Source organism: Pseudomonas sp. 3-2 (assembly GCF_019710535.1).
In the GTDB taxonomy this organism is placed as follows: Bacteria; Pseudomonadota; Gammaproteobacteria; order Pseudomonadales; family Pseudomonadaceae; genus Aquipseudomonas; species Aquipseudomonas pharyngis.
This window is the reverse complement of the sequence record NZ_CP081200.1, coordinates 3,206,267-3,223,265: the sequence shown is the minus strand read 5'-3', so window position 1 is coordinate 3,223,265 and position 16,999 is coordinate 3,206,267. Positions and strand designations below refer to the sequence as shown.

At 57.3% G+C, this 16,999-nt stretch carries 20 protein-coding genes; 13 read left to right on the top strand and 7 right to left on the bottom strand.

What is annotated here, in order from left to right; translation table 11 throughout:
• The 7 genes from K3819_RS14555 (at position 1) to K3819_RS14525 (ending at position 8,188) form a co-directional block, all read left to right on the top strand.
• Complete coding sequence (locus K3819_RS14555) at positions 1–576, top strand: lytic transglycosylase domain-containing protein (RefSeq protein WP_064596421.1); 576 nt, start codon at positions 1–3, stop codon at positions 574–576.
• Entirely contained in the window at positions 573–1,121 is a 549-nt protein-coding gene (locus K3819_RS14550) for a hypothetical protein (RefSeq protein ID WP_085646506.1), read from the top strand. The genes K3819_RS14555 and K3819_RS14550 overlap by 4 nt, the downstream gene beginning before the upstream one ends.
• Positions 1,122–1,312: 191 nt before the next feature.
• Positions 1,313–3,385 carry a type VI secretion system tip protein VgrG gene (locus tag K3819_RS14545; protein ID WP_221399650.1) on the top strand — a complete coding sequence of 691 codons (2,073 nt, stop codon included), beginning with the start codon at positions 1,313–1,315 and terminating at the stop codon, positions 3,383–3,385.
• Positions 3,382–4,230, top strand: a complete 849-nt coding sequence (locus K3819_RS14540) for a DUF4123 domain-containing protein (protein ID WP_221399649.1) — start codon at positions 3,382–3,384, stop codon at positions 4,228–4,230. The genes K3819_RS14545 and K3819_RS14540 overlap by 4 nt, the downstream gene beginning before the upstream one ends.
• Positions 4,231–4,295: 65 nt before the next feature.
• Complete coding sequence (locus K3819_RS14535) at positions 4,296–5,087, top strand: hypothetical protein (RefSeq protein WP_260329063.1); 792 nt, start codon at positions 4,296–4,298, stop codon at positions 5,085–5,087.
• The gene (locus K3819_RS14530; protein ID WP_085611663.1) at positions 5,080–5,949 is read left to right on the top strand and encodes a hypothetical protein; all 870 of its coding nucleotides are present in this window, start codon (positions 5,080–5,082) and stop codon (positions 5,947–5,949) included. The genes K3819_RS14535 and K3819_RS14530 overlap by 8 nt, the downstream gene beginning before the upstream one ends.
• Before the next feature lie 13 nt (positions 5,950–5,962).
• Positions 5,963–8,188 (top strand): lipase family protein, encoded by a 2,226-nt coding sequence (locus K3819_RS14525; protein ID WP_085611664.1) that lies wholly within the window; start codon positions 5,963–5,965, stop codon positions 8,186–8,188.
• Between the two features lie 59 nt (positions 8,189–8,247).
• Here K3819_RS14525 and K3819_RS14520 read toward each other — a convergent pair whose 3' ends face one another.
• Together K3819_RS14520 and K3819_RS14515 are read right to left on the bottom strand one after the other, a co-directional pair.
• Positions 8,248–8,544, bottom strand: coding sequence for a hypothetical protein (locus K3819_RS14520; RefSeq protein ID WP_085611665.1), 297 nt, complete (start codon positions 8,542–8,544; stop codon positions 8,248–8,250).
• A 354-nt stretch (positions 8,545–8,898) separates the two neighbouring features.
• Positions 8,899–9,036, bottom strand: coding sequence for a hypothetical protein (locus K3819_RS14515; RefSeq protein WP_221399647.1), 138 nt, complete (start codon positions 9,034–9,036; stop codon positions 8,899–8,901).
• Between K3819_RS14515 and K3819_RS14510 the strand changes: the two genes are divergently transcribed.
• Positions 9,029–9,289, top strand: a complete 261-nt coding sequence (locus tag K3819_RS14510) for a DUF2790 domain-containing protein (RefSeq protein WP_221399646.1) — start codon at positions 9,029–9,031, stop codon at positions 9,287–9,289. The genes K3819_RS14515 and K3819_RS14510 overlap by 8 nt on opposite strands.
• A gap of 90 nt (positions 9,290–9,379) precedes the next feature.
• Positions 9,380–9,778, top strand: a complete 399-nt coding sequence (locus K3819_RS14505; RefSeq protein WP_221399645.1) for a hypothetical protein — start codon at positions 9,380–9,382, stop codon at positions 9,776–9,778.
• On the opposite strand, the gene K3819_RS14500 is transcribed toward K3819_RS14505, so the two are convergent.
• Positions 9,775–10,044, bottom strand: a complete 270-nt coding sequence (locus tag K3819_RS14500; RefSeq protein WP_039768222.1) for a DUF1652 domain-containing protein — start codon at positions 10,042–10,044, stop codon at positions 9,775–9,777. The genes K3819_RS14505 and K3819_RS14500 overlap by 4 nt on opposite strands.
• 370 nt (positions 10,045–10,414) lie before the next feature.
• On the opposite strand from K3819_RS14500, the gene eco reads away from it, so the two are divergent.
• The 3 genes from eco to K3819_RS14485 all read left to right on the top strand — a co-directional run bounded on the left by eco (position 10,415) and on the right by K3819_RS14485 (position 11,648).
• The gene (gene eco, locus K3819_RS14495; protein ID WP_011334035.1) at positions 10,415–10,900 is read left to right on the top strand and encodes a serine protease inhibitor ecotin; all 486 of its coding nucleotides are present in this window, start codon (positions 10,415–10,417) and stop codon (positions 10,898–10,900) included.
• Positions 10,901–10,920: 20 nt separating this feature from the next.
• The gene (locus tag K3819_RS14490) at positions 10,921–11,226 is read left to right on the top strand and encodes an NIPSNAP family protein (protein ID WP_039768220.1); all 306 of its coding nucleotides are present in this window, start codon (positions 10,921–10,923) and stop codon (positions 11,224–11,226) included.
• An 83-nt stretch (positions 11,227–11,309) separates the two neighbouring features.
• Entirely contained in the window at positions 11,310–11,648 is a 339-nt protein-coding gene (locus tag K3819_RS14485) for a DUF2834 domain-containing protein (protein WP_085611929.1), read from the top strand.
• Here the strand turns inward: K3819_RS14485 and K3819_RS14480 are convergent.
• A complete protein-coding gene (locus K3819_RS14480; RefSeq protein WP_221399644.1) occupies positions 11,629–12,552 on the bottom strand; it encodes a magnesium transporter CorA family protein in 924 nt (307 codons plus the stop codon). The genes K3819_RS14485 and K3819_RS14480 overlap by 20 nt on opposite strands.
• 7 nt (positions 12,553–12,559) lie before the next feature.
• A complete protein-coding gene (locus tag K3819_RS14475; protein ID WP_221399643.1) occupies positions 12,560–14,038 on the bottom strand; it encodes a RimK family protein in 1,479 nt (492 codons plus the stop codon).
• Between the two features lie 188 nt (positions 14,039–14,226).
• On the opposite strand from K3819_RS14475, the gene K3819_RS14470 reads away from it, so the two are divergent.
• The gene (locus tag K3819_RS14470; RefSeq protein WP_221399642.1) at positions 14,227–15,330 is read left to right on the top strand and encodes a GNAT family N-acetyltransferase/peptidase C39 family protein; all 1,104 of its coding nucleotides are present in this window, start codon (positions 14,227–14,229) and stop codon (positions 15,328–15,330) included.
• A 5-nt stretch (positions 15,331–15,335) separates the two neighbouring features.
• Here the strand turns inward: K3819_RS14470 and K3819_RS14465 are convergent, their stop codons facing one another.
• Both K3819_RS14465 and K3819_RS14460 read right to left on the bottom strand, forming a co-directional pair.
• Positions 15,336–16,481: a PQQ-dependent sugar dehydrogenase gene (locus tag K3819_RS14465; RefSeq protein ID WP_221399641.1), complete on the bottom strand. Its 1,146-nt coding sequence runs from the start codon at positions 16,479–16,481 to the stop codon at positions 15,336–15,338.
• 50 nt (positions 16,482–16,531) lie between these two features.
• On the bottom strand, positions 16,532–16,873 hold the full coding sequence (locus tag K3819_RS14460) for a hypothetical protein (RefSeq protein WP_085611669.1): 342 nt from the start codon (positions 16,871–16,873) through the stop codon (positions 16,532–16,534).
• Between the last annotated feature and the right edge of the window lie 126 nt (positions 16,874–16,999).

Here is a 16,999-nt window from a genome sequence, read left to right as displayed (position 1 = left end):
GTGGCAAAGAACCAACCGCTGGCCACCAGCAAAGCCGTGCTGACGCCCACGACCGTGCAAAAGTCTGCTGCGCTGCCGGTGGACGACAGTGCACGCCTGAAAGAGATCCGGGCACTGGTCGCCAAGAACAATCAATCGTCGATCGATGACGACACCATCATTTGCCAGATTTACATGGAGTCTCGTTTTGATGCCAAAGCCGAATCAAGCGAAAGCACGGCGCGGGGACTGATGCAGTTATTGAAGGGGGCTGTTCGGGAGTTGTACAGAATAGAAGATCTGAGCAAGCCCAGAGCAGAGCGTTCGCCGGAAACAAAACTGTATCTTGAGGCCGACAAATTCCATGACAGCCCCGGTTTTCTGGATGAAGCCACCAACATTCGTGCTGGCACCCGATATCTGGAATTGCTGATTCAACGCCAGAAAAAAAACGGCGCAGCCGATCCGATTGCTGAAGCGTACAAAAAGTATCGCGGCAGGACTGACGGCCGGTACTACACCAAAATCAAGGCCTGTGCAGACAAGCTGCGTGCAGCGCCCAATTCAATGCAGGTATTGAGAGATATGGCCAAGTGAAGGGTCTTCTTACAGGCTTGATTATCGGACTGGTGAGTCTGCAGGTGTCGGCTGCCGAGCTCAAATTTTCCACCGTAACCCGCTGCGATCTCTCCAGTGCTGAAAGTGCGGTTTCGCTACTCAGTGGCCATCCCATTCTCGACTCGCATGTTTACAAGATCCGCCAGTCACAGAAAACGAACTATCTGTACGAAGACTCGGACGCTTCCAGAGGCAGCAACGTTCATTGGCAATGCGTCAATCTGACAAAAGATGTGAACGCACTCGTGATTTCGGGAGAGTTCACCTCGAACTACCTGCAAGGTGCGCTGTTTTACTTCGATGGAGACAGCGCGCAGGTAGAACGCCTGAACTTTGCCGAGAGAAATCGGCCCGGCTGGATCCTGCTGACTCAGCAAGGGCCTCAGGTCATTTTCGAGAACAAGGGGAACGAAAGCTCTCACAAGTTCTTGAGCTACGGTAGAAATGACGCTTTTCTGGAAATCGACGAGCTTCCGGTGCCCGACCCTGCCAAGGGAGAAACGCTGACAGAACTTGAGCCCTGATGCTTCGGTACAAGTCGGGCTGTCTGGACTGATCCGATGGGTGAGACGACTCTGACGGCCCCGATTTCACTGAGTCAAATGCCCGTTCTAAGGGAATACCCTACGCCCCTGAAGGGCATTTGCGGGTTGTACGAGCCCGGCTAATCCTGCACCATCCGTCCCTTGCTTATTCAATGGACGGAAATAAAGGCATGCTGGACGCCAACGCTACCCACATTACCCTCACGCTCGAAGGCGCTTCGGCCGACCTGCAAGTCCTCAGCTTCACCGGTCGCGAAGCCCTCAACGAACCGTTCCGTTTCGACATCGAACTGGTCAGCGCCCGTCCCGACCTCAACCTTGAAGAACTCCTGCACAAGCCTGGCTGCCTGACGTTCGGCGCCACTGGCGAGGGCAAGATTCACGGTCTGGTGTATCGCATCGAGCAAGGCGATTCCGGCAAGACCCTGACCCGCTACAGCCTGAGCCTGGTGCCGCAACTGGCCTACCTGCGGCACAACCATGACCAGCAGATCTTCCAGCAACTGACGGTGCCGAAGATCATCGCCCGCGTTCTGGAAGATCGCGGGATCCTGGCCGATGCCTACAGCTTCCAGCTCGGCGCCGAATACCCGGAACGCGACTACTGCGTGCAGTACGACGAATCCGACCTGCATTTCATCCAGCGCCTGTGCGAAGAGGAAGGCATTCACTTCCACTTCCAGCACAGCAGCAGCGGTCACAAACTGGTGTTCGGCGACGACCAGACCGTGTTCCGCAAACTGAAACCGGTCAACTACCAGCAAGACTCCGGCATGACCGCCGACAAACCGGTGATCAAGCGCTTCAACCTGCGCCTGGAAACCCGTACCAGCCGCGTCAGCCGCCGCGATTACGATTTCGAAAAACCGAAGATCCTGCCCGAAAGTGCCGTCAAATCCGCGTTCATGCCGGACCTGGAAGACTACGACTACCCCGGCCGTTTCACCACGCGCGAGCGCGGCAAGTTCCTCTCGACCCGCGCGCTGGAACGCCATCGCAGCGACTACAAACTCGCCGAAGGCAAAGGTGACGAACCGACCCTGACCAGCGGCCACTTCATGACCCTGGCCGAACACCCGCGCGCCGAGTGGAACGATTTGTGGCTGCTGCTGGAAGTCTTCCACGAAGGCAAACAGCCGCAAGTGCTGGGCGAAAACGTCACCAGCGACGTCACCGACAACAAGAGCGATTTCCACCAGGGCTACCGCAACAGCTTCGTGGCCACCCCGTGGGACGCCCACTACCGCCCTGCCCTCGAACACCCGAAACCGAAAGTCCTCGGCAGCCAGACCGCCATCGTCACCGGCCCCGCTGGCGAAGAAATTCACTGCGACCAGTACGGCCGCGTGAAAGTGCAATTCCACTGGGACCGCGACGGCCAGGCCGACGACAAGACCACCTGCTGGCTGCGCGTCGCCAGCGGCTGGGCCGGCGCAGCGTACGGCGGCATCGCCATCCCACGCATCGGCATGGAAGTGCTGGTGACCTTCCTCGAAGGCGACCCCGACCAACCATTGGTGACCGGCTGCCTGTACCACAAGGAAAACGTCGTCCCCTACGACCTGCCGGCGAACAAGACCCGCAGCACCTTCAAGACCCTGAGCTCACCGGGCGGCAAGGGCTATAACGAATTCCGCATCGAAGACAAGAAAGGCGCGGAACAGATCTACATCCACGCCCAGCGCGACTGGGACGAGAACATTGAGCACGACCAGAAAATCCGCGTTGGCAATGAACGGCATGACACGGTCGAAGCCAATGTTTTAAGTGAATTCAAAGTCGAGGAACACCGCATCACCCACCTGGACCGCAAGAGCGAAATGCGCGCCAACGATCACCTGACCGTGGGCGTGACACAGCATGTGAAGGTCGGCACCGGGCAGTTCGTGGAGGCGGGCACGGAGATTCACTACCACGCCGGCGACAAGGTCGTGATCGAGGGTGGCATGGAGCTGACGGCCAAGGCTGGCGGCAGTTTCGTCAAGGTCGATGCGGGTGGCGTGACCATCAGCGGTGCGGAAGTGAAGGCCAACACCGGCGGTGCGCCGGGTGTCGGAACAGGCATCGGGATTCTCGAACCCGTTATCCCGTGGCTAGCGGCCAAAGACAAGGCTGGCGCCTTGCTCGTCCCGGCTGCCGCCCAAATGGCATTGGCCAAAGCTGCGCGCAAGGCCGGTGACACCCGCTGCCCTATCTGTGAGGCCTGCCGCGAAGGCAAATGTGATCTGGGAGTCGTGGCATGAGTGATGCGTTCAATAACTGGCTGGGCGAACAGTCTCGCTTCAATCGCGTCCTGATCCTCGCTCTCGACAGCCTCGCCGAACCGAACCCGGTCACGCCGTTGTACAGCGCCGGTGTAATGCAGCGCTCGGTGCAACTCTACCGACGTACCGAGTTCGCCCAGTTCGCGTCCATCAGCCCATGGCTGACTGAACTCGAAAACTCGGGCAACGAAGCGTTCCGCAAGCTGCTGGATGATCCACAGCGTAACTGGGGCTGGATCGGCAGCATGGACAAGGCCGATCTCGACAGCCTGACCCAGCACTGGATCGCACGCATGGTCATCGATGAGGATGGCGACCGCTCACTGTTCCGCTTTCAGGACAACCGCGTACTCGCCCGTTGCCTGGCCAACATGAAAGAAACTGAATGGCCGCTGCTGCTCGGACCGATCAGCAGTGTGCTGTATTGGGATGAAGATCAGTGGAAGAGCGCGGCCAACGCCAGACCGGATCTGTATCCGGTACCGAATCCCGCGCCGTGGCTCCGTACTCCCGAGTCAGGCGAACAGGCCAGAAGCATCCTGCGTGACAACCTCAAGCGCTGGTTGCTGACTTACCACGTCGACGCCGCCGCTGCACTGGCAGAAACCCGCGTGGTCAGTGAATGGCTGGAAGAACAGATGGATTTGCTTGATGAGTGGGGCTGGCGAACCGAAGAGCAACGACAGCTGATGCTGAGCCTGCGCCTTTCGCCACCCTGCGCCGCTGACATTGCCTGGGAGCCCATCCCCGGGGAAACGCCGGAACAACACTTCGACCGATGCCAACGCGTGTTCGCGGATCCGAAAGCAGGTGCCACGGCTTGAGGGCTCGACTGTGGATTGCAGTCGCGGCGGTGCCAATACTCGGTGGTTGCAGCTTCGCGCGTCAGATGGCTGAAAGCAGCGTGAGTTACTACTCGTGGGATCATTTCACGCTTGTTGCTACGGTGCCTGCCAAGTTTGGCTTCACCTCCAAGGCCCACTATTACCCGAAGGCGGGTGAAAGCTGCTTAAAGTACAGTCCTGGGCTGGGTGGAATGGTGACTCGTGAACAACAGATGTCCAATAACACGGTGGCAAAGAATGTAGCGCAGACAGTGTCCACTAAAATACCACTGGAGTTTCATATTGCAGATTGTTCTATGGAGCTTGGTGGGGTTATTTATGAAGTAAATGCGACTTATGGGCCGGACGCTTGGGACCACGGGTTGGCAGTGGCTGGGGGACTATCAGTAAGCGAAGCACCGCCAAGCGTCGTTGAAACGCCAGTTCCAGATCTTATTGAACAAAGAAGACTCTGCGCTTGGATGTTTCAGATCAGCAAGTCCAAGGCGAAACTCGACGAAATAGAAAAGCTTCTCTCATGTAAGGCCGCCGATGAACGCTGGTCAGTCTCAAAGAAAAAATACGAAAAACGTAACCCGGGTGGCTCCTTCGCAAGAAGTCAATTAGTTGGGAAAACTGTAAAAGTCGACTTTCGCCTATCCACTGAAGAGTATCCATCGGTGGGCGATACTTGGCTGAAATTTCCTGAAGGCTGGAAGCCTTGCCTTGGAGATGGGCTCAATGACCCTTATGGATTCTGCACTAAAAACAACAGAAACTTCAGAACCTTCAAAATGAATAAACGCGAGTGCACCATCTATCCTAATTGCGTTGAACAGGGAGTAGTTCATGACTAGCAAGTATTTTTCATGTGGTCCTCAAGCCGTGTTCTTCCTTGCTCTGCCATTGGTAGGTGCATGCAGCTTTGCGGGACAGATTGCTAAGGACTCCGTTGAAGGAGCTACCAGCTATTACAGCCGGGAACACTTCACGTTAGTTGCCACGATTCCTGCTAAATTTGGTTTCACATCCAAAGCCATCTACTCGCCTAAAAGTGGTGAAAAATGCGAGACCTACAGCCCAGGCCTCGGTGGAAATGTTACTCGCCAGCAACAAAATTCGAATACAACTGACGCCAAAGACATCGAGCAAACAGTATCCACAGACATTCCGTTGGAGTACCACATTGCTGATTGTTCAATGGAGCTTACGCGCGTTAGCTACGAGGTGAGCGCCAGATATGGGACGGGGTCGCTGGATAGTGATTTAGAGTTGGCTGGAGGTATTTCGGCAACATCTACAAAAACCAGAGCCAATCCAGAAGCACACGAAAGAACGGTCGAGCAGAGAGGACTATGTTCCTGGCTCTTTAAAATCAGCAATTCAAAAATAACAAAAGGACAAGTCGAGAAAATTCTGTCCTGCTATGCAGCCAATGAAAACTGGGAAATCTCCGACAATAGGTCTAAACGGCGTAAACCAGGTGGCGCAATTCAGAGAGCGGAATTGGCGAATAAAACCGTAAAAATAGAATTTCGGCTCTCAGCTGAAGAGCGCCCAGCGATAAATGACACATGGATAAAGGTTCCCGAAGGCTGGAAGCCATGCCTCGGAGAGGGACAGGATGATCCATATGGATTTTGCGGTGGACTAACTGACAAGTTTAGAACCTTCAAACTGAATGGAAAGGAATGCACGGTTTATCCGGGCTGCAATTAAAGGGATTAAATCGATGGATAAAAATGAAGCTTCACAACTCAGCGATCAGCGACGTTCGTGCCCTTTAAGAGGGAACTGGATCAGTTTCCGTTTAGTAGACGAGTTTGGAGAAGGCAAGCCATATGCGGGCCTATCCTATGAGCTTTCAGACACCGAAGGCGAAAAAAAATCTGGGACACTGGATGCAGATGGGTATGCAAAAATAGAAGGCAGTTATGCAGGCCCAGCGATTCTCACATTAAACAAAACATATAATGGCGCAGACAAATTTTATAAGTTTATTTCAGGTCGCGATTATTACAATATACCTGTAACTGAGTTTCAAGCCGCCGCTGAGCAAACACTTAGACGCCCAATCGGCAGCACAGGCAAAACAGGCGCTTACCGCGCCTCGGCCGAAAAAGGCGAATATCACAACGTCGAAGTCCGCGACCTTGTCGAGTTCACCAAGCATTTGCCTCCTGCCGCCAAACTTTCCAGCCCTGTGCCCGCAGGTTGCGCCAAACTCGCCCGTGATTTCGCTGGAGACAAAGTTCCAAGTTTTGGAGTGGGCCTACTTCCTGAGAAACATTACGTTCTCGAAGTACGCGCCTTGCGCGCGTTCAGGCCACTTTTGTCTTTGGCCCCCGAGTTTAGTGCGCTGAACTTGTATCAACTATCGTTGCTCGCCACATTGAGCTACGGTGCTTTTGGTCAGACGCCAGAAAAACCTGACACAGCCCCCAAAAAAGATTTCGAGTTCACCTATCCCAAGCGCGGCACCATTGGCCATGTGCTGAATACCTGCCTTGCTTGCTTCGAAGAGCCGTCAAGTTACGCGGACTCCAAGAAACCATCGTTCCCACTGGTCGAGGATGTTCCCTATTCAAAGCGCCTGGAAATAGTGCCTTTCGACCCTGAGCTTTACCCACAAAACGACCCATCTTCCGGTGAAGAGCTGGAAACGCCAATGAGCGTGCACTTTTTCAACGATTCGAGAAAGGGCTCCACTGACTGGAAGAACACCGACACCCAGGCCTATGCCACTCACGATGACCGGGTAATTCTCATCGGTGTGAGAGGTACAGCGGAAGGCTGGGACGCCTGGCGTGATGTCGATGCCCAACAAGTGCCGATTGAGGGTGGAACGGGTAAAGCGCACCAAGGTTTCTACGAAGCATTCATGGCGTTGCGTCCATTCATCGAGCGTTACGTTCTTCGCTTCCGCACCGACCAAAAAATCCTCGTCTGCGGCCACAGCCTCGGCGGTGCCATCGCGTTGCTGCTCTCCGAATGGCTGCACCGCGAGATCACCGATGACGTCATTCTCTATACCTTCGGTTCTCCCCGCGCCGGTGACAAAGATTTTGTCGAGTCAGCGAGCGGGTTGACTCACCACCGAATCGTCAACCAGAACGACCCGGTTCCCAGCGTCCCGGCCGGCTGGATGGACACCAAAAAACCGATCTGGATCACCGGCCTCGCCGCAACGGTATCCGGCGTTCTGACGCCAGCCGCAGGCGGAGTGGTTATGGCGGTCGGTATGGGGCGCTTCGGCGGTAAGCCTTACTGGCACCATGGCGAGCAGCGCTATTTCATGCCATTGCAACTGCCCGGCCGACAGCTCTCCTCCGTTCTGTGGACCCCGGGATGCGAAGGCTATGAAGAAGCCGCCATGAATCGCTGTCTGAAGCAGCTGAAAAACAACGACACGCCAGACCGCAAGAACTTTTTGACTCAGGCGGCCAACGGCGCCGACCACAAGATGCTGGACGGCTATATTCCAGCGTGTTGGGCATCGCTTCGCCGCTGGCAGGACACACAGCAAACCGGCGGCTACATCATCAGTACGACGGAGTCCAATCGTCTGAAGCTGGAAATCGAGACGTATCGCACGGAACTGGAGAAATGGCAGCGTGAAGCCAGTGCCGAGTTCCCGGGCGGCACAATCGAAAGCCGGCCCCAGGATCGCGCTACTGCGCTGCAACGTCGCTCGACCATGTCGGACCTTCAGGATCGCCAGACAGCCATCCGCCAGGCCATTCGACACAATGAAAAAGAACTCAAAGCCCTTGAGGGTACGCTGCAAACGGTGATCACCCTGAGCAAAACCAAACTCACGATGACGGACCTCTATGGCGATTGCAGCTCACTGCCAGAGTTGCAAATCCACATCGACAGATGGGCTGAACATCGTGAGAACCAGGAGTCTGTGCGTCTCGCGCAAATTCCTTCTTCTACGTCTGCCAGCATGGCTTGAAGTGAAAACGTGGGGTTTAACGGGAAAACAGTCTGTTTCCCGTTAAATCCTTACGGATGTCAGGCAGGTGCAGTCCAGTTCAACATTTTCTGCTGCGCAACCTGCAGCAAATCACTGCCATCCTGCGTCAGCAGGTACAGCGCATGGGTGATGTGGGGAATGTCCTGGACGTCGGCGTGTTTGAAGCACAGGCAGTGCAGGGTTTCGAGCAGGTCGGCTGCGGCGCGGATACGTTGCACGGCGGCTTCGAAGAGGTCTTTTGGGTTGGCTTGGGTGTCGATGACCAGCGGTGCGCTGTCAGTGACGCCGCTGTTGAGCGGGAGGTAGCGAGCGGAGCTTAGTTTCAGTATTGGCATTGTCATTACTCGATAGGCTTCAATGACCCGCCGACACCGTGACCAAACGATGGGAGGCGGACTGTATGCAAGGCTTGGTCAACTGAGAAACCCGATCAGCTCGCCCGAAGGCGCCCCTGCACACAGCCGCCACAGCAATGTACTCCGAAGACATGAATGTCCGCGGCGCGAATCATGGCACAGATGTGTTGAGTTTTTCAGGTGACCAAACCTAAGTCGCTGATTTTGCAGCGACGCCAAACCATAACCGCCCCACTCCAGCCCCCGAAAGCAGACAAGGCATCCACCCTTGTAGGAATCCGCCGAGACTCCCCCACGAAACAATCCCGCCCAGACAGCCGGCGTTCAGCCCGGTTAACCATCGCTTAACGCCGCGGTCAAAAACTTTACTGAACCGCACACCCTCAGCCCCTGGCTGACGCCCAGTGCGGCAGGTTTGGCTTGCAACATGCCGAACTCCATTTCCGTCGCACCGGAGTCCATCATGAACATTCGTCCGTTCCTGCTCACCACCGCCCTCGTCTGCACCGCGTTTGCCGGGCTGGCCCAGGCCAATGACACTTCCAAGGCTGTTCCCTATGAATACGGCATGCCGTTGCACGTAGCCAAAGTGGTTTCCCTGACCGAGCCGCCGACGCAGGAGTGCAAGGTCATCACCGCCGACATGAAGTACCTCGACAACACCGGTAAACCGGAAGAAATCAGTTACCGGAAATTATCTGACGCGTGCAGTTTCCAAAACTGACAGAAAGCTCTGATTTGCGGCTTTGCGGTAGGCGAGCACGGGTCTCGAAGAGTATGCTCGGGCCCCTCCTCACTGCCGCAAGGATTCGCCATGCAGTTGTCGTTTCGCACGTTGTCGACCCTCACCTTCTCCCTGTGTTTTCTGTTGTCCCTGGCCTGGGGTTTGGCGCCACAGATGTTGCTGGCGATCTGGAGTATCGAGTATTCGGAGGCAGCCGGATTCGTCGCACGACGCAGCGCGGTGCTGTTTGCAGCCTTGGGGGTGATGTTTTATCTGGTGCGCAACGCGCCTGTGTCGATCGCGCGCAATGCGCTGAGTAACGGCTTTATCGTCGGCTGTGTTGGCCTGGCGGTGCTGGGGTTTGCTGAATGGCTCAACGGCCACGCCGGCCCCGGGATTCTGCTCGCGGTGCTGGTCGAGTTCGCGCTGGGCCTTGGCTTCTTGCAGGCCCGGCGCGTGACGGTCGAACTGGGTGAAACAGTCGGTTAGACGACTCGGGATCGCGGCACTGAATGATGGGTTGCCGTTTGTTGCGCAAGATCCGAGCGCAACCCGGCGATCAGGCCGTTGATTTCGCGACAGCTGTTCAAATGACTGGCATCGATGCCACTCACCTGCAGCTCAACCTGATCGGTCTGGTGATCGCCATACACCTTGACGGTCATCGACAGATCCGGGGACAGCGTGCACTGGCAGCGTTTCGGTAGAAAGCTGCTTTCAATGATGTTGCGGAGTTCCAAGGCAGACAGAAACATGGCGAAACCTCTCCTTACTGTGAGACTGCCAATCAAGTATTCACGTCGACCGATGCCACGGTTCCCACGGGTGTGTCCCCGCTGAATCCTTGGGTGTGACAAGCGGCTGTACTGCGAAATGCCCATTGGAGTGTAGGCGCCCGAACTCGGTGCGCTGCACCAAATAAACGCATAAAACGTGCCTTTCATCAGGTTGCATTCACCTCCTTGCAAATCAATGACTTGGCCAAAACGCAGGCAACTGGCCAGTTGCAAAATGCAAGATTCGATCGTGCAGGCACTGCAATTTGCAAGCGGCTGGCGGTTTGCATTCATCGCCTGCGACAGTGAGAATGCCCGTCAACCAACGTACACCCGCCAGGAGGCTTCAATGGGAAATTTCACCGTCCGCGCGACGGCCGGCCTGATGCTCGCCAGCCTGTCCACCCTCGCCCACGCCGCCAAGCTTGAAGACACCGCGCCTTATCCGAAGGCCGAAGCGGGCTTCACGCGCCAGGTCATCCACCTGCCGCAACAGGCCCAGGAAGAAAACTTCAAAGTCGAAATCCTCGCCGGCAAAACCCTCGAAGTCGATTGCAACCGCCAGCGTCTGGGCGGCACCCTCGAAGAGAAAAACCTCGAAGGCTGGGGCTATCCGTTCTACCGCCTGGAAAAAGTCAGCGGCCCGATGAGCACGCTGATGGCCTGCCCGCCCGGCACCCAGAAAAAACGCGTATTCGTGCCGGTGATCGGTGACGGTTTCACCGTGCGCTACAACAGCAAGCTGCCGATCGTGGTTTACGCACCGCAGGACGTTGAAGTGCGTTTCCGTATCTGGTCGGCTTCGGACAAGATTGGCGTGGCAATACCTGAATAATCTGCAAAGGAGCCGCAGCCTTGATTACCTGCCACGTCAGATACGTGATTGATCCCTATCAGTTGGACGCATTCGAAGCCTACGCCAAGACCTGGCTCGGCATCGTCGAACGGCTGGGAGGAACGCATCATGGTTACTTCCTGCCCTCGGAAGGCGCGAGCAATATCGCGTATTGCCTGTTCAGTTTCCCGTCGCTGGCGGATTACGAAAGTTATCGCCACATTGCACTGACCGACCCGGAAAGCACGGCGTTGGTGGCCGATCTGGTCGAAAAGAAGTTCATCATCAGCTACGAGCGCAGTTTTCTACGCCCACTGCTGCCCTGAACGCTTCAACGCCGTTGGCAACTGCCAACGGCTGATAGCTGCGCAACTTGAAATTCCGACTCATCTGCCCAAGGAAGGAATACCTGATGTCCATCGCCCTGCCCCTCACCGCGTTGATTGCCTTCAGCGGCTACACCGTCTCCGTGATGCTTCAGGCGGAACAGTCGCTGATCGACTTCGGCATCAGCCTGATGTCGCGTCCGGACACTGCGCAGGTGGTGATCGATCTCTATCTGCTGGCAACCCTGGCGGGCGTCTGGATGTACAAGGACGCGCGCAAGCGTGGGCAGTCGGGCTGGTCGGTGGTGCCTTATCTGTTGCTGACGGCGGTATTTGTTTCAATCGGGCCGCTGATGTACCTGGTTGTTCGGGGCCTGCAGGATCGCAAGCGTTCGGCCCCGGTCACTTCGCAAGACGCCTGAGCCCGAACAGCATCCCGCCCGCCCCCAGCAGCATCGCTGCCAGAAACAACGGGTACGACACCCACCACGGTGTGCCGGCGGTCATCATGCTGAATTCCGACATGCCGCCAATGCTCGCGATCAGGTTGAGCGGCAGGAATACCACGTTGATCAGCGTCAGTTTGCGCAGCAGGTTGTTCATGCTGTTGTTCATCAGGTTGCCACGGGCGTCGATCAGCCCGGAGAACACCGTCGAATAGATTTCCGCCTGCTCGTAGCACTGGTTGTTTTCGATGATCAGGTCGTCGATCAGGCCGATGGCTTCGCTGCCGAAGTGCTGTTTTTCCGCGTGATTGCGCAGCCGCGTGAGCACCGCGCCGTTGCTGTGCAGGGCGTTAATGTAATAGATCAGGCTTTCGCTGAGGTTGAACATCTGCACCAGATGCTGGTTTTGCATCGAGGCGTTGAATTTCTGCTGCAACTCCCGGGCGACCAGTTTGATCACCTTCAGATGCCCTAGGTAGTGATGGATGTTGTTGAACAGCAGGTCCAGCAACACATCCAGCGGTGTGTTCGGTGGCTGACGTGTACCGATGCCGTGCAACGGCGTGTCGTCCGTGGCGATGACCAGCAACTGACCCGGTGAGAACAGCAAACCACAGGACGACACCTCGAACGCCAGGCTGCCGCCGCCGGAATAGTTCTCCGGGCGTTTCCAGATCAGAAACAGGTGATCGGGGTGAAACTCGATCCGCGATACCTCGTCCGGGTCGAGCGCCGAGGCCAGCGCGTGTTCATCGAGTTTGAAGTGACTGTGGAGCAGGTCGCGCTCGGCGGCGTCGGGGTCGCTGAACAGCATCACCTCGGCGTCCAGCCGCTCGACCCGCTGCAAGGCGCCGTGATTGAGTGCAAAGCTGTTGATCATCGGCCGGTCACCAAGCCTGGCCGCGGCGTTTGAGCTCGAGACGGCGCACGAATTCTTCCAGCACCAGCGAATACAGATCGTCTTGCAGGTAGGCGTCTTCGATGCCCGCGTCGAGGTTCGGGTTGTCGTTGACCTCGATCACCACGACTTTGTCGCCGGCCTGTTTCAGATCGACGCCATACAAGCCGTCGCCGATCAGGTTGGCGGTCTTCACCGCCAGTTCCACCACCGCGCGCGGCGCTTCGTGGATCGCCAGCGTGCGGCATTCGCCGTTGACGTCCTGGCCCTTGGCCTTGTGGTTGTAGATCTGCCAATGGCCCTTGGACATGAAGTACTGGCAGGCAAAGATCGGTTTGCGGTTGAGCACGCCGATGCGCCAGTCGTACTCGGTGTAGAAGAATTCCTGGGCCAATAACAGCACCGAATGTTCGAATAGCTCGGCGGTGGCTTCCAGCAGGGCCTGTTGGCTCTCGACCTTGATTACGCCACGGGAGAAACAGCCATCCGGGATCTTCAGCACCAGCGGAAAACCGAGGCGTTCGCCGACCCGTTCGAAGTCTTCGGGGCGCTCCTTGTAGAGAATTTCCGTGGCGGGCATGCCCAGTTGATGGCTGTTGAGCAGGTCAGTGAGGTAGACCTTGTTGGTGCAGCGCAGGATCGACGTCGGGTCGTCCATCACCACCAGCCCTTCACTTTCGGCCTTCTTGGCGAAGCGATAAGTGTGGTTGTCGACGCTGGTGGTCTCGCGGATCAGCAGGCCGTCGTACTCGGCCAGCCTTGCGTAGTCCTTGCGTTCGATCAGCTCGACATCGATGCCCATGCTTTTGCCGACCCGCACGAAGTTTTCCAGTGCGCGGGCGTTGGATGGCGGCAAGGCTTCCTGCGGATCATGCAGGATCGCCAGGTCATATCGCGCCACTTGCGGCGAACGCGGTACACGCCAGATCTTGCGACTGAAGCCGTCCAGCGCATTGGCGAACTGATCTTCCTGATCGTCGCGCAACTTGTGCAAGGCGCCAGACTTTATACCTTCGATGTGCCAGCCGTTAGTTCGACGAAACTCAACTAATAGAATCGGACACGGGAATACTTCAAACAATTGCCGGGCCAGATCCTGCAACGGCTCTATATGGGTTCTGCCGAAATAAAGTGTCAGCGTAAAACCTTCAGTGTCGCTGTAGAGATGATGGCTGAGGGCTTTTTCCAGGGTTTTATCCAGGTCATCCAGCGCCAGACCGTAAAGGGATTTTCGGGTCAGTTCGCTGATCGTGCGTACCGACGGAATCACCTTGTGGCCTCGGGCTTCAGCCAGCAGCGAGCAGTAGTAGCCGTGCCCCAGGTACTTGTAGCTGCGGCACAGATTGATCACCTGAACGCGTTTTCCCGGCTCGCTGTCGGGTGGTTGTTCGAGATATTCCTGGGCCGTCAGGATGTCTTCGCTGGGAAAGTACGAGGCCCAGTCTTCCTTGCGTTCGACGATGATCATCACTTGACTGGACGTTCTGATCTGCGGTTTTAAATAAGTTGCCGGTGGCAAACTTTGACTGGATACTTCGCGCCAATGACCCTGTACCGCTGACATAGAAATTGATCCGTTGGAGAACAAGACCTTTTCTATTAAGCACGAAGTTTTTCGAAAGTCCCGTTTCGTTACGCAACTTTTACGGTGGTCATATGAATGCTGTTTTTCGCCTGGCGGTCGTTGATGATTTGCCCGCGTTGCTGACGCTGGAGATGCACTGTTTCACCACGGACCGGCTCACCCGCCGCAGTTTCCAATGGATGATCACCCGGGCCCACGGGCAATTGTGGGTGGCCTTACGCGAGGGTCAACTGGCCGGTTATGCGCTGGTGCTGTTTCATCGCGGCACCTCGCTGGCCCGTCTGTATTCCATTGCGATTGCTCCCGAGGCGCGCGGCGGTGGTCTGGGCAAGCAATTGCTGCAACGGATCGAGGCCTGTGCGCTTGAGCACGACTGCGCCTATCTGCGGCTGGAAGTGCGCACCGACAACCCCGCCGCCATCGCCCTGTACGAGCGTAACGGCTACCGGCGCTTTGCACTGATCCATGACTACTACGAGGATCACGCCGACGCGCTGCGTCTGGAGAAACGCATTCTCCAGCATCGCGATTCACGCAATATCAAGGTCCCCTATTACCGACAAACCACCGATTTCACCTGCGGCCCGGCCTGCCTGCTGATGGCCATGGGCGCGTTGCAGGCCGATCGTTTGCTGGAGCGGCGCGAGGAATTGCAGTTGTGGCGCGAAGCAACCACGGTGTTCATGACGGCCGGCCATGGCGGTTGCAGCCCGCAAGGCCTGGCTCTGGCGGCTTGGCGCCGGGGTTTCAGAGTGCGATTGCAACTGAGCATGACCGGGCCGCTGTTTCTCGACGGCGTGCGCGATGCGCATAAAAAAGACGTCATGCGCCTGGTCCATGACGAGTTCATGGCGCAACTGAACGACACCGATGTCGATCAGGTCATCGGCGTAACGCTGGATTTACCCACGCTGCTGGCCAACGGTGGACAACCCCTGGTGCTGATCAGCAGCTATCGCCTCACCCGCTCCAAGTCGCCGCACTGGGTGATCGTCACCGACTGCGACGAAGACTTCGTCTACCTGCACGACCCGGATGTCGACCACAGCCAGCATCGCCAGCCCATGGACTGCCAGCACGTGCCGGTCAGCCATGGGGAGTTCGAGAAGATGTGCCGCTTTGGTCGTGGCAAGTTGCGGGCGGCGGTGGTGCTCTACGCTCGCTCACCCGCGTGAAGGGTTCATTTGAGTCCGATCTTGTACAGCGAACCGTCGGACTCATCGGTCAGCACATACAGGTAACCATCCGGCCCCTGGCGTACATCACGAATCCGTTGCTTCAGTTCGCCGAGCAAGCGTTCTTCATGCACCACCTTGTCGCCGTCGAATTGCAAGCGGATCAGCTCCTGCGTCACCAGCGCACCGATGAACAGATTGTGCTGCCACGGCTTGAAGCGATCGGCATCGTAAAAAGCCATGCCGGTGACGCCCGGGGATTTTTCCCAGACATGGTGCGGCCCGACCGTGCCTTCGGCTGTCTTGCCCTTGGCTTCCGGGATCGGTTGCATGGAGTAGTTGATGCCGTGGGTTGCCAGCGGCCAACCGTAGTTCTTGCCGCGCTCGATGATGTTCACTTCATCGCCGCCGCGCGGGCCGTGCTCGTTTTCCCATAAGGTGCCGGTCCATGGATTGAGTGCGGCGCCCTGGGGATTGCGGTGGCCGTAGGACCAGATCTCCGGGCGCACGCCGGACTGGCCGACAAAGGGATTGTCGTCCGGCACCTTGCCGTCGGGGTAGATCCTCACGACCTTGCCTTGCAACTTGTCCAGGTCCTGCGCGGTCGGGCGGTCGTTGTTTTCGCCCAGAGTGATGAACAGATAACCGTCCCGGTCAAACACCAGCCGCGAGCCGAAGTGATTGCCGACCGACAGTTTCGGTTCCTGACGGAAAATCACGTTGAAGTCCTTCAGGGTTTTCAGGTCGTCCGATAGGCGCCCGCGCCCCACCGCCGTTCCGGCCTTGTCACCCGCACCGCCGCCCTCGGCGTACGACAGGTACACGAGGCGATCCTGTTTGAAATCCGGTGACAGCACCACATCGAGCAATCCGCCCTGCCCCTTGGCCCAGACGTCTGGCACACCGGTGATCGGCGCAGACAGCTTGCCGTCGGCATCCACCACGCGCAGGTTACCGGGACGTTCGGTCACCAGCATGCCCTGGCGATCAGGAAGAAAGGCCAGAGCCCATGGATGCTCGAGGCCCTGGGTAATCGTTGTGACTTCAAGGGTGCCCTGCTCGCTTTGCAGCTCTTTGGGAGCCGCAGCGAATGCCGGGGCGGCGATCAGTGCACTGGCACACAGGCCGGCCAGAAGGGTTTTACGCAACATGCACGATTCCTTTTGTTCGTTTGAAGGGCTGACAGAAGCGGTTCTGCCATTCAACGGTTGCTCCCGCTGTCACGGGCTGGAGGGTTGGGGATGAAGGTGGGTGGCGTGCTCGGCACGGAGCGCAGCGGCTGGCCATTGCCGATACCGCGATTCTCCAGGGTCGGCGGACGCGGCACGGGAACGGTGTTCGGCCCGCGAATGGGCGGAGTGCCGGGCTGGGTGCCCTGCATGCTGTTGGGGTTCGCCCGGCGGATCGGGCTGTTGTAGGGGTTGTTGCTGTTGCCGGTCGGACTTTGTGCCAGCAACAGCGATGTATGGCTTATTGCGCCATCGGCGTGAACCAGCCCGCCACTGAGGGCGAGCAACGCAATGCCAAGCAGGAAACGGTTCATGAACGGCCTCTTTCGGTGCGCAGGGACTAGAGCCTTCGAGTCCACGCTACGCCGTGGGTTCGCATTTGTTAACCCGTCACCGCTAAACAAGATGTAACACGGCTTGACCTGACGTTTAGCGGCCCC

Coding starts and splice junctions, on each gene's coding strand:
- K3819_RS14545 (WP_221399650.1), top strand. CDS start 1,313: ATGCTGGACGCCAACGCTACCCACATTACCCTCACGCTCGAAGGCGCT.
- K3819_RS14540 (WP_221399649.1), top strand. CDS start 3,382: ATGAGTGATGCGTTCAATAACTGGCTGGGCGAACAGTCTCGCTTCAAT.
- K3819_RS14535 (WP_260329063.1), top strand. CDS start 4,296: ATGGCTGAAAGCAGCGTGAGTTACTACTCGTGGGATCATTTCACGCTT.
- K3819_RS14530 (WP_085611663.1), top strand. CDS start 5,080: ATGACTAGCAAGTATTTTTCATGTGGTCCTCAAGCCGTGTTCTTCCTT.
- K3819_RS14525 (WP_085611664.1), top strand. CDS start 5,963: ATGGATAAAAATGAAGCTTCACAACTCAGCGATCAGCGACGTTCGTGC.
- K3819_RS14520 (WP_085611665.1), bottom strand. CDS start 8,544: ATGCCAATACTGAAACTAAGCTCCGCTCGCTACCTCCCGCTCAACAGC.
- K3819_RS14510 (WP_221399646.1), top strand. CDS start 9,029: ATGAACATTCGTCCGTTCCTGCTCACCACCGCCCTCGTCTGCACCGCG.
- K3819_RS14515 (WP_221399647.1), bottom strand. CDS start 9,036: ATGTTCATGATGGACTCCGGTGCGACGGAAATGGAGTTCGGCATGTTG.
- K3819_RS14505 (WP_221399645.1), top strand. CDS start 9,380: ATGCAGTTGTCGTTTCGCACGTTGTCGACCCTCACCTTCTCCCTGTGT.
- K3819_RS14500 (WP_039768222.1), bottom strand. CDS start 10,044: ATGTTTCTGTCTGCCTTGGAACTCCGCAACATCATTGAAAGCAGCTTT.
- eco (WP_011334035.1), top strand. CDS start 10,415: ATGGGAAATTTCACCGTCCGCGCGACGGCCGGCCTGATGCTCGCCAGC.
- K3819_RS14480 (WP_221399644.1), bottom strand. CDS start 12,552: ATGATCAACAGCTTTGCACTCAATCACGGCGCCTTGCAGCGGGTCGAG.
- K3819_RS14475 (WP_221399643.1), bottom strand. CDS start 14,038: ATGATCATCGTCGAACGCAAGGAAGACTGGGCCTCGTACTTTCCCAGC.
- K3819_RS14470 (WP_221399642.1), top strand. CDS start 14,227: ATGAATGCTGTTTTTCGCCTGGCGGTCGTTGATGATTTGCCCGCGTTG.
- K3819_RS14465 (WP_221399641.1), bottom strand. CDS start 16,481: ATGTTGCGTAAAACCCTTCTGGCCGGCCTGTGTGCCAGTGCACTGATC.
- K3819_RS14460 (WP_085611669.1), bottom strand. CDS start 16,873: ATGAACCGTTTCCTGCTTGGCATTGCGTTGCTCGCCCTCAGTGGCGGG.